This window comes from Streptomyces sp. MCA2 (assembly GCF_023544705.1).
Classification (GTDB): Bacteria; Actinomycetota; Actinomycetes; order Streptomycetales; family Streptomycetaceae; genus Streptomyces; species Streptomyces decoyicus.
This window is the reverse complement of sequence record NZ_JAMJFM010000069.1, coordinates 1-15,523: the sequence shown is the minus strand read 5'-3', so window position 1 is coordinate 15,523 and position 15,523 is coordinate 1. Positions and strand designations below refer to the sequence as shown.

Genomic DNA, 15,523 nt, shown 5'->3' with positions numbered 1-15,523 from the left:
CAGGTCTCCGCCGCCGGTCCCGGGCACCCGGGCCGGGCGGCGGACGCCCCCCGAGGAGGGGCTCTCAGCCCGCCTGGGGGTCTCCTCGCGTGTAGCTGAGACGCTCCACGGTGCCCTTGTCGCCGACCCGCTTGACCTCCTTGCCGTTGACGTACAGCTGTACGGCTCCGGCGTTACCGAGGACCAGGTCGATCCGTTCCTTGTCGGTGATGGTCTTGGACTCGCCCTTCTTGAGCAGGCCGTCCTCCAGGAGCTTGCCGTTGGCGTCCTTGGCGGAGATCCAGCTCTGGCCGTCGCGGGCGGTCACCTTGATCGTGACCTTGTCCTTCGGCAGCCCGGCGACGGCACTGTCGGAGGGCTCGGGCTTGACGGGCGGCTTGATGGTCGAGGGGTGGCGGGTGGGCGCCGGCGCCGGTTTCGCATTGGCGTCGCCGGACGCGACCGGGCCGCCGCTCTTGCCGCTGCCCGTGAAGAGCGTGAAGCCCACGAACCCGACCACCGCGACGATCGCCGCGACCATGGCCGCGGTCCAATTGGGGCGGCGCGGCTCGGAGCGGATCCGCTCGGCTTCGAAGAGCGGGGCGGCGGGGGTCGGCGCGGGCCGTCCGCCGTGTTCGGCGTCGAACTGGTCGATCAGCGGTCGGGAATCGAGGGATACGGCGCGGGCGAGCGCCCGGATGTGCCCCCGGGCGTAGACGTCGCCGCCACAGCGGGAGAAGTCGTCCTGCTCGATCGCGTGCACGATGGGGATGCGCACCCGTGTCGTCGTACTGACCTCTTCGACGGTCAGTCCCGCTCCGATACGGGCCTTCTGGAGGGCAGCACCGACGGAAGGCCGGTCTGCTTCGGGGGAGTTGCCGATGGACACGGAGGCGCCTTTCGAGCGTGTAGCCACCTGCTGGAAGTTCAGTCTAGGGGTGGAGCGAAAGGGTGGGGCAAGCGGGAGAGCAGAGTTTGTACGCCATCGGAACGCCGTCGGCGGTGCCCTGGGGCTCGATGGTGAAGCATCGTTCCCTCATCTCCCTCAACTTGACGTATCAGCAGGAGAAACGGTTGCCTTCCGCTCCCGTCCGCGTGACCCGGAAGTCTGTGCTACTCGGTAGCCTCCCCCCGGATCACCGCCAGCACTCCATCCAGCTCATCAGGCTTCACAAGAACGTCACGTGCCTTGGAACCCTCGCTCGGTCCCACGATGGTGCGCGACTCCATCAGGTCCATCAGCCGGCCGGCCTTGGCGAAGCCCACCCGCAGCTTGCGCTGAAGCATCGACGTCGACCCGAACTGAGTGGAAACGACCAGCTCAGCGGCCTGGCACAGCAGATCGAGGTCATCGCCGATGTCCTCGTCGATCTCCTTCTTCTTCGCCGTGCCGACGGTGACGTCGTCGCGGAAGACCGGCGCCATCTGATCCTTGCAGTGCTGGACGACGGCCGCGACCTCTGCCTCGGTCACGAACGCGCCCTGCATACGGACCGGCTTGTTGGCCCCCATCGGCAGGAACAGCCCGTCGCCCTTGCCGATCAGCTTCTCGGCACCCGGCTGGTCGAGGATGACCCGGCTGTCGGCGAGCGAGGAGGTGGCGAACGCGAGCCGGGAGGGCACATTGGCCTTGATCAGGCCGGTGACCACATCGACCGACGGACGCTGGGTGGCGAGCACCAGATGGATGCCTGCCGCGCGGGCGAGCTGGGTGATGCGGACGATCGAGTCCTCCACATCGCGGGGCGCGACCATCATCAGGTCCGCCAGCTCGTCGACGATCACCAGCAGATACGGGTACGGCGCCAGCTCGCGCTCGCTGCCCTCGGGTGAGGTGACCTTCCCGCTGCGCACCGCTTCGTTGAAGTCGTCGATGTGCCGGAAGCCGTAGGCCGCGAGATCGTCGTAGCGCAGGTCCATCTCGCGCACCACCCACTGGAGTGCCTCGGCGGCGCGCTTGGGGTTGGTGATGATCGGCGTGATCAGGTGCGGGATGCCCTCGTACGCGGTCAGCTCGACGCGCTTGGGGTCGACCAGCACCATCCGGACGTCCTCCGGCGTGGCCCGCACCATGACCGAGGTGATCAGACAGTTGATGCAGGACGACTTGCCGGAACCGGTGGCGCCGGCCACCAGGACGTGCGGCATCTTGGTCATGTTGGCCATGACGTAGCCGCCCTCGACGTCCTTGCCGAGCGCCACCAGCATCGGATGCTCGTCGCCCGCGGCGTCGGCCAGCCGCAGCACATCGCCGAGGTTGACCATCTCGCGGTCGGTGTTGGGGATCTCGATGCCGACCGCGGACTTGCCGGGGATCGGGCTGATGATCCGGACGTCGGGGCTGGCCACCGCGTAGGCGATGTTCTTGGCCAGCGCGGTGATCTTCTCGACCTTGACCGCCGGGCCGAGCTCGACCTCGTAGCGGGTGACCGTCGGGCCACGGGTGAAGCCGGTGACCGCGGCGTCGACCTTGAACTCCTGGAAGACCGTGGTCAGCGAGGCCACTATGGCGTCGTTCGCGGCGCTGCGGGTCTTGCCGGGGCCGCCGCGCGCGAGCAGGTCCAGCGAGGGCAGCGAGTAGGTGATGTCGCCGGACAGCTGGAGCTGCTCGGCGCGCGCCGGCAGTTCGCCGGACGGCTCGGGCGGTGCCTTGGTGAAGTCCGGTACGGCCGGGGTGTCCTCGACCGCGGACGGCTTCGGCTTCGCGCCGCGGGCCGGCGGCACCATGCCGTTCTCCCCCGTGGTCTCCGCGTCGTCGTGGTCCCGGCGCTCCCCGGAGATGCTGCTGCTGAGTCCGGCGACGAGCGGGGACGGCTGGACGCCGTGCAGCACCGCACCGTCCAGCGCCGCCGCGGCCGCGGCGGCGACGTCCACCGCGTCCATCGGCCGGTCCGTGGCGGGCTGTACGGAGGCCCGGCGCGGGCGGCGCCGCTTGGCCAGGGCCGCTTCCTCTATCGCGTCCGGGTCGTTCGCGGCCGGCGCGGCGGCGGCGCGGCGCGGCTTGCGGGCGGGCTGCTCGCGCCACTCCTCCGCATAGTCCTCGACCTCGTCGGCGTACTCCTCGGGCTCCTCGGGCTGCACGACGCCCAGCCGGACGCCGAGCGCCCGCAGCCGCTGCGGGATGGCGTTCACCGGCGTCGCGGTGACCACCAGCAGCCCGAAGAGGGTCAGCAGCGCCAGCAGCGCCACGGCCAGGGTCTGTCCGACGGTGAAGATCAGCGGCTTGGAAGCGACCCATCCGAGATAGCCGCCGGCGTCCTGTATGGCGGCCAGACCGTCGTCCCGGCCCGGCGATCCGCAGGCCATCGCGACCTGCCCCAGGACACCGATGACCAGTGCCGACAGCCCGATGACGATCCGGCCGTTGGCCTCCGGCTGCTCGGGGTGCCGGATGAGGCGTACGGCGATGCCGCCCAGCAGTATCGGCACGACCAGATCGAGCCGCCCGAACGCCCCGGTCACCAGCAGCTCGACGAGATCGCCGACCGGGCCGCTGAGGTTGGACCAGGTACCCGCCGCGATCACCAGCGCCAGGCCGAGCAGCAGCAGCGCCAGCCCGTCCTTGCGGTGTGCCGGGTCGAGGTTCTTGGCGCCGCGGCCCATACCGCGGAACACCGCCCCGATGGCGTGCGCGAGCCCCAGCCAGCAGGCGCGGACGAGGCGGTAGAGACCGCCGGTGGGTGACGGCGCCGGCTTGGGGGCGGCCTTCTTGGCGGGACCCCTTTTGGCCGGTGCCTTCTTCGCGGCCGCGGTCTTCTTGAGCGGCGGCTTCGCGGATGCCTTCTTCGCGGGTGCCTTCTTCGCTGCGGTCTTCTTCGCGGCGCCCGCGGTCCGTCCGGCGCGCTGCTTGGAGGGGCCCGCCGCGCTCTGGGTTCCCTTGCCGGACGTACGTGAGGCCATGGCGACGAGATTACAGGCGAACGCAGGCATGACACGAGCGCACGGCGCTTCACCCGAACGTGTCGCGCGCCCGTCTCATGAAAGGGCGTCAGTCACCCCGCGGCGCTGCCCGACCCCGGCTCCAGGGCATCCAGAGCCCGGCGCAGGCCGGTGAGTTTGCGCTCCAGATGGGCCGCCGTGGCGACCGCCGCCGCATCCGCCGTCTCGTCCAGCTGTTTGGACAGCGCCTCGGCCTGTTCCTCGACCGCGGCCAGTCGCGCGGACAGCTCGGCGAGCAGCCCCGCGGACTCCCTCGCCTCGTCGGCGCTCTGCCGCCCGCCCTCCAGCTGAAGCCTCAGCAGGGAGGCCTGCTCCCGCAGTTGGCAGTTCTTCATGTACAGCTCGACGAAGACCGAGACCTTGGCGCGCAGCACCCAGGGGTCGAACGGCTTGGAGATGTAGTCCACCGCACCGGCCGCGTAACCGCGGAAGGTGTGGTGCGGGCCGTGGTTGATGGCCGTGAGGAAGATGATCGGGATGTCGCGGGTACGTTCACGCCGCTTGATGTGCGCGGCCGTTTCGAAACCGTCCATCCCCGGCATCTGCACATCGAGCAGAATCACCGCGAAATCGTCCGTGAGCAGTGCTTTGAGCGCTTCCTCCCCGGACGATGCCCGCACCAGTGTCTGATCGAGCGCAGAGAGGATCGCCTCCAGCGCCAGCAGATTCTCCGGCCGGTCATCGACCAGGAGGATCTTGGCCTTCTGCACCATGGCCCGTCCTCCTCGCCCCGGCATGGAACCGGACGCCGCCCCAGGGGACGACTCCGTCATGCCGCCCGTCCTTGTGCCGGTCATGGTAGCTGCACCCCGCCTGTCGCCACACCCTGTCACCGCGATGTCACTGTGCACGTAGCAGAAACGCAGACAGAGACCAGAAGGTTCCCCGAATCCTGCGCTTCCACACGTCCACGGCAACCCTGAGTCAGCACGCGATGATCCTCTTACGCCTCCATACTGGACGCTCCCTCACTCCGCGCGCATCCATTGCTCCATGACCGACAACAGATGATCGGTATCCACCGGCTTGGTCACGTAGTCGGAGGCTCCGGAGTCGATGCTCTTCTCCCGGTCGCCCTTCATCGCCTTCGCGGTCAGCGCGATGATGGGCAGTCCGGCGAACTGCGGCATCCGGCGGATCGCCGCCGTGGTCGCATAGCCGTCCATCTCCGGCATCATGATGTCCATCAGGACCAGCACGATGTCGTCGTGCTGCTCCAGCACCTCGATGCCCTCGCGCCCGTTCTCCGCGTACAGCACCGACAAACCGTGCTGTTCCAGGACGCTGGTGAGCGCGAAGACATTGCGGATGTCGTCATCGACGATCAGCACCTTCTCGCCGTGGAAACCGCCCTCGAAGGCCGGCTCCACCAGATCCTGGCCGTTGCCGATCCAGGGCTCCGGAGCGGGCTGCTGCGGGGCCGGCCGGGGCGCCACCTGAGGCGTCTGCGGCGGCGCCGCGGGCGGGGGCTGACCGGGCAGCGCGAAGCGGCGCTGGGGGCCCGAAACGGCCCGGCGGCGGCGCCGGTTGAGGCTGCCCCCGGAGTCCTGCTCGTAGCCCTGCTGCTGCTCCTCGGCCTCCTGGCGCCCGACCTCCGTCTCGCGCGCCTCCGCGTCCATCGCGATCCCGCCGGCCACCAGTTGCGGGTAGCCCTGCGGCGGCAGCCCGCCCGGGTTGTGCGGCAGGTAGAGCGTGAACGTGGAGCCGCGGCTGGGCTCGCTCGCGGCGTGGATCTCGCCGCCGAGCAGCCGGGCGATCTCCCGGCTGATGGACAGGCCCAGGCCCGTACCGCCGTACTTGCGGCTGGTCGTGCCGTCCGCCTGCTTGAACGCCTCGAAGATGACCCGCATCTTGCTGGACGCGATACCGATTCCGGTGTCGGTCACCGAGAAGGCGATCATGTCCGCATCCGGGTCGCGCAGCGAGCCGTGTTCCAGCAGCTGCTCGCGGATGGCCACCGGGACATCCGCACCGGCCGGCCGGATGACCAGCTCAACGGCGCCGCTGTCGGTGAACTTCACCGCGTTGGACAGCAGATTGCGCAGCACCTGGAGCAGCCGCTGCTCGTCGGTGTGCAGTGTGGCCGGCAGCTCCGGGGAGACCCGTACGGAGAAGTCGAGTCCCTTCTCCGCGGTCAGCGGCCGGAACGTCGCCTCCACATAGTCGACGAGCTGGACCAGCGCGATCCGCGTCGGGCTGACGTCCATCTTTCCGGCCTCGACCTTGGACAGGTCCAGGATGTCGTTGATGAGCTGGAGCAGGTCGCTTCCGGCGCCGTGGATGGTTTCGGCGAATTCGACCTGCTTCGGGGAGAGATTCCCCTCGGCGTTATCGGCCAGCAACTTGGCCAGAATCAGCAGGGAGTTGAGCGGCGTCCGCAGCTCGTGCGACATGTTCGCCAGGAACTCGGACTTGTAGCGCATCGAGACCGCGAGCTGCTCGGCACGCTCCTCCAGAACCTGCCGCGCCTCCTCGATCTCGGTGTTCTTCACCTCGATGTCGCGGTTCTGCGCACGCAGCTGTTCGGCCTTCTCCTCCAGCTCGGTGTTGGACAGCTCCAGCGCCTTCTGCCGGCTCTCCAGCTCGCCCGACCGCTCCTTGAGCTGCTCGGTCAGCTCCTGCGACTGCTTGAGCAGCACCTCGGTCTTGGTGTTGACCGAGATGGTGTTGACGCTGGTCGCGATCATCTCGGCGATCTGGCTGAGGAAGTCCTTCTGGATCTGGGTGAACGGCTGGAAGGACGCCAGCTCGATCACGCCGAGCACCTTGTCCTCGAAGAGCACCGGCAGCACGATCACATTCGCCGGCGGCGCCTCGCCCAGGCCGGAGGCGATCTTGAGATAGCCGGAGGGGACGTTCTCCACCAGGATCGTGCGGCCCTCCTCCGCGGCCGTGCCGATCAGCGTCTCGCCCGGCCGGAAGGTCGTCGGCATCCCGCCCATGGCGTAGCCGTACGAGCCCATCAGCCGCAGCTCGTAGGCGCCCGCCTCGCCGCCGTCCGCGCCGATCTCCTGGCTGTCGGGCTGCGCCGCGAGGAAGAACGCGCCGTGCTGGGCGGAGACCGCGGGCGAGAGCTCGCTCATGATGAGCGTGGCGACGTCCTTGAGGTCGCGCCGGCCCTGCATCAGACCGGAGATCCGGGCGAGGTTGCCCTTGAGCCAGTCCTGTTCCTCGTTGGCGAGGGTGGTCTCCCGGAGCGTGGAGATCATGGTGTTGACGTTGTCCTGGAGCTCCAGGATCTCGCCGGCCGCGTCCACGTCGATCCGGACGTTGTGATCGCCGAGGGTGACCGCCGCGGCGACCGCGGCGATGGCGCGCACCTGACGGGTCAGGTTTCCGGCCATCTCGTTCACCGACTCGGTCAGGTCGCGCCAGGTGCCGGCCACGCCCCGCACCTGCGCCTGACCGCCCAGCTGGCCTTCCGTACCCACCTCGCGGGCCACTCTGGTGACCTGCTCGGCGAAGGACGACAGCTGGTCGACCATGGTGTTGATGGTGGTCTTCAGCGCGAGGATCTCGCCGCGCGCATCGATGTCGATCTTCTTGGTCAGATCGCCCTTGGCGATGGCGGTGGTGACCATGGCGATGTTGCGGACCTGGCCGGTCAGGTTGTTGGCCATCGAGTTCACGGACTCGGTGAGGTCCTTCCACGTACCGGCGACGCCGGGGACGCGTGCCTGGCCGCCCAGGATGCCGTCGGTGCCCACCTCACGGGCCACTCGCGTGACCTCGTCGGCGAACGACGACAGCGTCGTGACCATCGTGTTGACCGTGTCGGCGAGCTGCGCGACCTCTCCGCGCGCCTCGACCGTGACCTTCTTGGTCAGGTCTCCGTTGGCGACCGCCGCCGAGACCTGCGAGATGTTGCGCACCTGGATGGTCAGGTTGTTGGCCATCAGGTTCACGTTGTCGCTGAGATCCAGCCAGATGCCGGTCGCACCCGGCACCCGCGCCTGTCCGCCCAACTGGCCCTCGGTGCCCACCTCACGGGCCACCCGGGTCACCTGCTCGGCGAACGACGACAGCTGGTCGACCATCGTGTTGACGGTCGTGACCAGTTCGAGGATCTCGCCCTTGGCATCGACGGTGATCTTCTTGGACAGGTCACCGCGGGCCACCGCGGTCGTCACCTCGGCGATGTTGCGCACCTGCGAGGTCAGGTTGTTCGCCATGAAGTTGACGGACTGGGTGAGGTCCTTCCACGTACCGCTGACGCCCTGCACCTCGGCCTGGCCGCCCAGGATGCCCTCGGTGCCCACCTCGCGGGCGACCCGGGTGACCTGCTCCGCGAACGAGGAGAGCTGGTCGACCATGGTGTTCAGGGTGTTCTTGAGCTCCAGGATCTCGCCCCGGGCGTCCACGTCGATCTTCTGCGACAGGTCACCGCGCGCGACCGCCGTGGCGACCTGCGCGATGTTGCGGACCTGGGCCGTCAGGTTGCCGGCCATGCCGTTCACCGAGTCGGTCAGATCGCGCCAGACGCCCGCGACGCCCGGCACCTGCGCCTGACCGCCCAGCCTGCCGTCCGTGCCGACCTCCCGGGCGACCCGGGTGACCTGCTCGGCGAAGGCGGAGAGCTGGTCGACCATCGTGTTGATGGTGTTCTTCAGCTCCAGGATCTCGCCGCGCGCATCCACGTCGATCTTCTGGGACAGGTCACCACGGGCGACCGCCGTCGTCACCTGCGCGATCTGCCGCACCTGGGAAGTCAGGTTCCCCGCCATGAAGTTGACGGAGTCGGTCAGTTCCTTCCAGGTGCCGCTGACGCCGTCCACCCGGGCCTGGCCGCCCAGCCGGCCCTCCGTGCCCACGTCCCTGGCCATCCGCGTGACCTGGTCGGCGAACGAGGACAGCTGGTCCACCATGGTGTTCACGGTGTTCTTGAGCTGGAGCATCTCGCCGGAGACGTCGACGGTGACCTTCTGCGACAGATCGCCGTTGGCCACCGCGGTCGTCACCTGGGCGATGTTGCGCACCTGACCGGTCAGGTTCCGGAAGGCGGTGTTCACGGAGTCCGTGAGGTCCTTCCACGTCCCGGCCGCCCCCGGCACCGCGGCCTGGCCGCCCAGCTCACCCTCGACGCCGATCTCCCGCGCAACGCGCGTCACTTCGGCACCGAACGAGGACAGCTGACCCACCATCGTGTTGACGGTGTTCTTCAACTCCAGCATTTCACCGGCCACATCGACGGTGACCGTCTGCGACAGATCGCCGTTGGCGACCGCCGTCGTGACCTGCGCGATGTCCCGCACCTGCGCCGTCAGGTTGCGGAAGGCGGTGTTCACCGAGTCGGTGAGGTCCTTCCACGTGCCGGCCGCGCCCGGCACCTGTGCCTGCCCGCCGAGCTGGCCCTCCGCACCGACCTCGTTCGCCACGCGCGTCACTTCGTCCGCGAAGGTGCGCAGCGTCTCGGTCATGGTGTTGATCGTGTCGGCCAGCTGCGCGACCTCGCCGCGTGCACTGACCGTGACCTTCTGCGACAGGTCGCCGTTCGCGACGGCAGTGGTGACCTGCGCGATCCCGCGCACCTGCGCGGTGAGGTTGCCGGCCATGAGGTTGACCGAATCCGTCAGGTCCTTCCACACGCCGGCGACGCCGGGGACCTGTGCCTGCCCGCCGAGCTCGCCCTCCGTGCCGACCTCGCGGGCGACGCGCGTCACCTCGGACGCGAAAGAGGAGAGCTGGTCGACCATCGTGTTGACGGTGTTCTTCAGCTCGAGCATCTCGCCGGCGACATGAACCGTCACCTTCCGGGACAGATCGCCCTTGGCGACCGCCGTGGTCACGAGAGCAATGTCACGCACCTGCGCCGTCAGCCGGGACGCCATGGTGTTGACGGATTCCGTGAGGTCCTTCCACGAACCCGACATTCCGCGCACCCGCGCCTGGCCGCCGAGCTTGCCCTCCGTACCGACCTCGCTGGCCACTCTCGTGACCTCGTCGGTGAACGCGGAGAGCTGGTCCACCAGCCCGTTGACCGTCCGGCCGACCTTCAGGAATTCACCCCGCAGAGGGTGCTCCGAAGAGCTGTCCGAACTGCGCGAGCGCAGATCCATCCGCTGTTCGAGGTCGCCCTCGGAGACCGCCGACAGCACCCGTCCCACTTCGGAGACGGGCCGTACGAGGTCGTCCACCAGGGCATTCGAGGCGTCGATGGCCGCGGCCCAGGAGCCCTCGGCGGCGCCGACCTCCAGTCGTTCCGTGAGCTTTCCCTCACGTCCGACGACCCGGCGCACCCGCGCCAGCTCGCCCGTGAGATGCAGATTGCGATCCGCAACCTCGTTGAAGACCGCCGCGATCTCCGACATGACGCCATCGCCGGAAACCGTGAGCCGCTTGCGGAAGTTCCCGTCCCGCATGGCAACCAGAGCGACCAACAGCCGATTGAGCGCAGCCGTATCCACCTCGGTCGTCCCGTTGTTCCGGGATCGTCCGCCTTTCGCGCGCGTGCTTGCGCCCCGCGCTGCTGCGCCAGACTCCACCGTGTCCCTCCCGCAAGGGTCGACCGTTCTACCCGGGCTTTCTCTTGATACTTGCCCAGTGTTTCACCATGGCCCAACCAGGCCATAACAGTTCGGCAGCATCGCACACCGTCCCAGGGCACGATTGGGGCGGAAACACACGTGACCGGCATCCTCGGGTGCGGCGAAGGTAAGTAACCTGGCATACGGCTGTCCACCCGCCCCAGCCATCGAGCACGGGCGGTGGTGCACGCACAACAGGTTTATTCGGAGGGGCGCCGCGACCATGGGGGAGCAGATCACCGACACACGCATGAGGAGACCAGTGATCACCGCGCGGGCCGCCGCAACCTTCGAGCCGGTCGGGCGCTCGGTCGCCACTGCCCGTGCGTTCGTCCGCGACACCCTTCAGGGCTGGGGCTGCGCCGACATCGTCGACGACGCCGTGGTGCTGACCAGCGAGCTGGTCACCAATGCCGTGGTGCACGCCGGCACCGCCGCCGATGTGCTGTGTCTGCGCAACGACGACGGCGTACGGATCTCCGTCGCCGACCGCTACCCAGAGCGGGAGATTCCGCTCCAGAACGCCGGCCAGGTCGTCGTCCACCCGGACCGCGAGGGCGGCCGCGGACTGCTGCTGTGCGGCGCGCTGGCCTCCCGCTGGGGCGTCGAGTACACCGCCGCACAAAAACACGTCTGGTTCCAGCTCGACCTCCCCGAGCGCCCGGCCGGCACCCGCTCCGCGGGCCCCGCCCTGCCCGTCGACGCTCTTCCGGTCACCGACGCCCGCGTCCGCGTCGCGGTGATCCAGATCGACCGGGGCGGCTGCATCAGCTTCTGGAACGAAGACGCCCAGGACCTCTTCGCCTACGACCCCGAACAGGTCATCGGCAAACCGCTCACCGACTTCGCCGCCTGGCCGCACACCCCCGGCACCGGCACCGGCATCGCCGAGGCGCTCCAGCTCTCCCGCTGGGAAGGCTCCTACGGCATCCGCGGCTCCGACGGCCGGGTCGTCCCCGTCTACGCCTCCCACCTCCGCGTCCGCGACGCCGACGGCGAGGCCTCCACGGTCTGCCTGCTGGTGCGCGACCACGAACGCGCGATCCTCCAGAGCCCCCAGCGCACCCCCGCCCCGGACGCCGCCACCCAGGCCGCCCGGTCGGAGGGCCGCATCTCCGACCCCTTCGAGGTCTTCATCGGCTCACCGGCCCCCGATGACCTCGACGGCCTGCTCCAGCGCACCGTCGAACGCGCCCGCGACATGCTCGACGGCGACGCCGCCTACCTCCTCCTGGCCACCGACGACGAGACCGAGCTGGAGGTGCGCGCCTCCACGGGCCTGCCCTCCGCCCGCCAGCGGTTCGCCCGGGTCCCCGTGGAGGCCGGATCCGGACGCTACGGCTCCGCCCGGATGCCCGCCGTCCACGAGGACCTCACCGCCGTCCCCGGCGCCGTGCCGCTCCTCAGCGGCACGGGCATGCGCTCGGTCGTCACCGTCCCGCTCAAGGTGGAGGGCCGGCTGACCGGCTCGCTCGGCGTCGCCGCCGAGGGCGCCGGCCGCTATACGAACGAAGAGGCGCTGCGGCTCCAGTTCGCCGCCGACCGCATCGCCCTCGCCGTCGAACGCGCCCGCCTCACCGAGCTGGAAAAGCTGCGCCGCGGCTCCCTCTCCTTCCTCGTCGAGGCCTCCGACCTGCTGGCCGGCACCCTCGACCGCGACCAGACCCTGGCCCTGATGGCCCAGATGACGGTCCCCACCCTCGCCACGTGGTGCGCCGTCTACACCGTCGCCGACCAGTCCTCCGAGCCCGAGCTCTCCTACGTCCTGCACGAGGACGAGGACCGCATCGACGGCCTCAAGACCCTGCTGATGAAGGTCGACGCGCCCGAGCCGGTCCCCACCCCCGGAGCACGGGTCTGGACCGCCCCCAGCGACGCCGCCCACGACGCCGCCCTGCGCACCTCCATGCGCAGCCTGGGCCTGGGCAACTCCGCCCGCCCCTCCACCGGCCCCGGCGCCACCCTGGCCACCGCCTCCGCCGTCGGCGGAGAAACCGTCGTACTGCCCCTGGTCGCCCGTAACCGCGTCATCGGCATGCTCACCCTCGGCAAGCCCACCGAGGAGCACTTCCGCCAGGAGATCCTCGAACTCGCCGAGGACCTCTCCCGCCGGGCCGCCCTCGCCCTGGACAACGCCCGGCTCTACTCCGAACGCACGGCCATCAGCCAGTCCCTCCAGCGCAGCCTGCTGCCCCCGGAGCTGCCCGTGGTCCCCGGCGTGGAGGTCGAGGTCATCTACCGCGCGGCCGGCGAGGGCAACGAGGTCGGCGGCGACTTCTACGACCTCTTCCCGATCCGCGACGGCGCGTACGGCTTCGCGATCGGCGACGTCTGCGGTACGGGCCCGGAAGCCGCCGCCGTCACGGGCCTGGCCCGGCACGCGCTGCGGCTGCTGGCCCGCGAGGGCTTCGGCGGCCCCGCCGTCCTGGAACGGCTCAACGCCGCCATCCTCGACGAGGGCGCCCGCAGCCGCTTCCTGACGCTCCTTTACGGCGAGCTCTGGCCGCAGGACGACGGCAGCGCCCTCCTCAAGGTCGTCTGCGCGGGCCACCCCCTTCCGCTCCGGCTGCGCCAGGACGGCACGGTCGAGCCGGCCGCCGAACCCCAGCCGCTCCTCGGTGTGATGGACGACCTGGAGCTCTACGAACAGACCGTCACCCTCGACCCCGGCGACGTCCTGCTGTGCGTCACCGACGGCGTCACCGAACGCCGCGAGGGCACCCGCATGCTCGGCGACGACGGCCTCACCGACGTCCTGACCACCTGTACGGGACTGACGGCCGGCGCCGTCGCCGCCCGCGTGCTGCGCGCCGTGGAACGCTTCGCCGCCGAACCGGCCTCCGACGACATGGCCATCCTCGCCATGCGCGTCCCCGAGGTCCCGGCGGGCTGACCTCCGGGGGGAGCGGCCGAAGTGAACCGGCTCACAGCCCGCCGGCCGCCTCCCCCGTCACCACCAGCATCCTTGCGTGCGGTGCAGGGCACCCCTGCCCGCCGTGCACTGGAGTCATCCCCAACGGCCGCCCACGATACGGACCATGACTCCCACCCCCGCCGGCCCGCCCGGCGACCTGCTCGCCGTCGTCAGCCAGACCGGCCCCACCGTCACCTTCTTCGACGCCGCCACCTATGAGCGCCTCGAGGTGATCCAGGTCCCGCCGCAGCCGCACGAGCTGTGCTTCGACCCGGACCACCGGCTGCTGTACTGCACCAGCACCTACCGCTCCGGCTTCTACCACGCCAACGAGGGCCCGGCCCACGAGATCACCGTCATCGACGTCGACACCCGCACCGTCGTCACCACCCTCGACACCGCCCCCGACCACGCCCCGCACGGCCTGGCTCTCGACCGTGAGCGCGGGCGTCTGTACGTCAGCGTCGAGGCCACCGACACCGAGCCCGGCGGCGTCCTGATCATCGACACCCGCACCCACGCCCGCCTCGGCCGTATCCCCACGATGGCGCCCGGCCCGCACTGGTTCGCGCTCACCCCCGACGGCCGGCAGGGCTTCGCCACCAACAAGGAAGCCCCGTTCGTCTCCGTCGTCGACCTCGACCGCGGGATCTGCACGGCCCGCATCCCCGTCCCCGGCAGCGAAGGCCTCGCCGTCGCCCCCGACGGCCGCCATGCCTACGTAGCGGCCCCCAAGGCCGACTTCCGCACCCCGCCCTCGGCGCCGCCGGGCATCCGCGTCATCGACACCGCCACCCACGAGATCATCCGCACCCTCCCCACCCGGGGACAGGTCATGCCGGTCCATGTCACCGCGACCGGCACGCTCCTCGTCGGCGAACTGCGTCCGGACGCCTCACCGGACGGCCCACTCGGCTCCCACCTGCCAGGAGTCCTGACCGTCTTCGCCCCCGGCACCCTCGCCCCCGTCGGCGAGGTGGAGGTCGGCCATTTCCCCCTCACCATCACGTCCTCCCCCGACGGCCGCCTCGGCTATGTCTCCGGCAACCTCTCCAGCACCGTCACCGTCGTGGACCTGAATGCCTTGCGCCCACTCGCCACCCTGGAAGTCGACCGCACCGACATTTCCGGCGCCCACGGCCTGGCCTATATCGAATCCCCGCAGAACTGACACGCTTCACCGCGGCATCCGCATACGGCAAAGGCCCCCGCCTCATGGCGGGGGCCTTTGTCCTCTGGAGCCCCAATACGGAATCGAACCGTAGACCTTCTCCTTACCATGGAGACGCTCTGCCGACTGAGCTATTGGGGCGCGGCAGCGGAATAGATATTACCCCAACTCGGCGGCAGGTTCGAACCGCCCACCGGCACTCGACTAAAAGGCCGGTTGCAGCAATCCGCCGAGCGCATTGCACGCGCTGACCATCCTGTGCAGCTCCCGCCGCGACATCCCGGCATGTACGGGCAGCGCCAGCGTCTCGTCCACCGCCCGCTCGGTCTGCGGCAGAAACACATCCCGCCGCAGCCCCGGCATCCGGTACACCGGAGCCAGTACGGGCACCTTGCACGCCACGCCCTTGGCCCGCAGCGTCCGCGCGAACGCGTCCCGGTCCGGCCGCCCGTTGCCCGGCACCCGCACCACGTACTGCTCGTACGAGTGCCCCGCCGCCGGCGTCGGGGTCCGGACCCCCCTGAGCCTGCCGTCCAGGTACGAGGCATGCGCCCGCCGCAGCTCCGCGCCCACCGGGTCCGCCCCGGGTTCATCCTCCACGAGCACCAACAGACCGTTCCGCTGGCCCACTTCACGGATCCAGCCGGCGTCCGCCTGCCGCCCGAACCGATGGATCGCCACGACCGCGGCCGTCTGGCTGGTCACCACATCCGACACCGCGGCCGGGTCCAGGCAGTAACTGTCGCCGTCCACATCGGCGAACACCGGCACCGCGCCCAACTCCAGCACGGCCCGGGCCACCTCGGCGTTGCCGTACGCCGGCACCACGACCTCGTCACCAGCACTGACACCGGCCGACTTGAGTGCTCCCACTGTCCGCATACAACGGATCCTGGTCAGGTGAGATGAACGTCGAGTTACGCCCACCACCCGAAAATCAGAACAAAAAAGCTCCGGTCCCTGAACCACAAGGGTTCAGGGACCGGAGCTGAATGA

The 15,523-nt window shown here is 69.7% G+C and carries 7 protein-coding genes and 1 tRNA gene; 2 read left to right on the top strand and 6 right to left on the bottom strand.

Features of this window, described 5'->3' with window-relative positions:
- Positions 1-64 precede the first annotated feature (64 nt).
- The 4 genes from M8I34_RS36765 to M8I34_RS36750 form a co-directional block, all read right to left on the bottom strand.
- Positions 65-868 (bottom strand): helix-turn-helix domain-containing protein, encoded by an 804-nt coding sequence (locus M8I34_RS36765; protein ID WP_250057237.1) that lies wholly within the window; start codon positions 866-868, stop codon positions 65-67.
- A gap of 224 nt (positions 869-1,092) precedes the next feature.
- Complete coding sequence (locus M8I34_RS36760; RefSeq protein WP_250057236.1) at positions 1,093-3,879, bottom strand: DNA translocase FtsK; 2,787 nt, start codon at positions 3,877-3,879, stop codon at positions 1,093-1,095.
- A gap of 92 nt (positions 3,880-3,971) precedes the next feature.
- Complete coding sequence (locus tag M8I34_RS36755; protein WP_030992783.1) at positions 3,972-4,631, bottom strand: two-component system response regulator; 660 nt, start codon at positions 4,629-4,631, stop codon at positions 3,972-3,974.
- A 255-nt stretch (positions 4,632-4,886) separates the two neighbouring features.
- Positions 4,887-10,400, bottom strand: coding sequence for a HAMP domain-containing protein (locus tag M8I34_RS36750; protein ID WP_250057235.1), 5,514 nt, complete (start codon positions 10,398-10,400; stop codon positions 4,887-4,889).
- 304 nt (positions 10,401-10,704) lie between these two features.
- Here M8I34_RS36750 and M8I34_RS36745 point away from each other — a divergent pair, with 304 nt between their 5' ends.
- Positions 10,705-13,335 (top strand): SpoIIE family protein phosphatase, encoded by a 2,631-nt coding sequence (locus tag M8I34_RS36745; RefSeq protein WP_374211037.1) that lies wholly within the window; start codon positions 10,705-10,707, stop codon positions 13,333-13,335.
- A gap of 145 nt (positions 13,336-13,480) precedes the next feature.
- Positions 13,481-14,527, top strand: a complete 1,047-nt coding sequence (locus tag M8I34_RS36740) for a YncE family protein (protein WP_250057234.1) — start codon at positions 13,481-13,483, stop codon at positions 14,525-14,527.
- Positions 14,528-14,592: 65 nt separating this feature from the next.
- Here the strand turns inward: M8I34_RS36740 and M8I34_RS36735 are convergent.
- A tRNA-Thr gene (locus M8I34_RS36735) sits at positions 14,593-14,668 on the bottom strand.
- A 63-nt stretch (positions 14,669-14,731) separates the two neighbouring features.
- Positions 14,732-15,409: a DegT/DnrJ/EryC1/StrS family aminotransferase gene (locus M8I34_RS36730; RefSeq protein ID WP_250057233.1), complete on the bottom strand. Its 678-nt coding sequence runs from the start codon at positions 15,407-15,409 to the stop codon at positions 14,732-14,734.
- Positions 15,410-15,523: the final 114 nt, after the last annotated feature.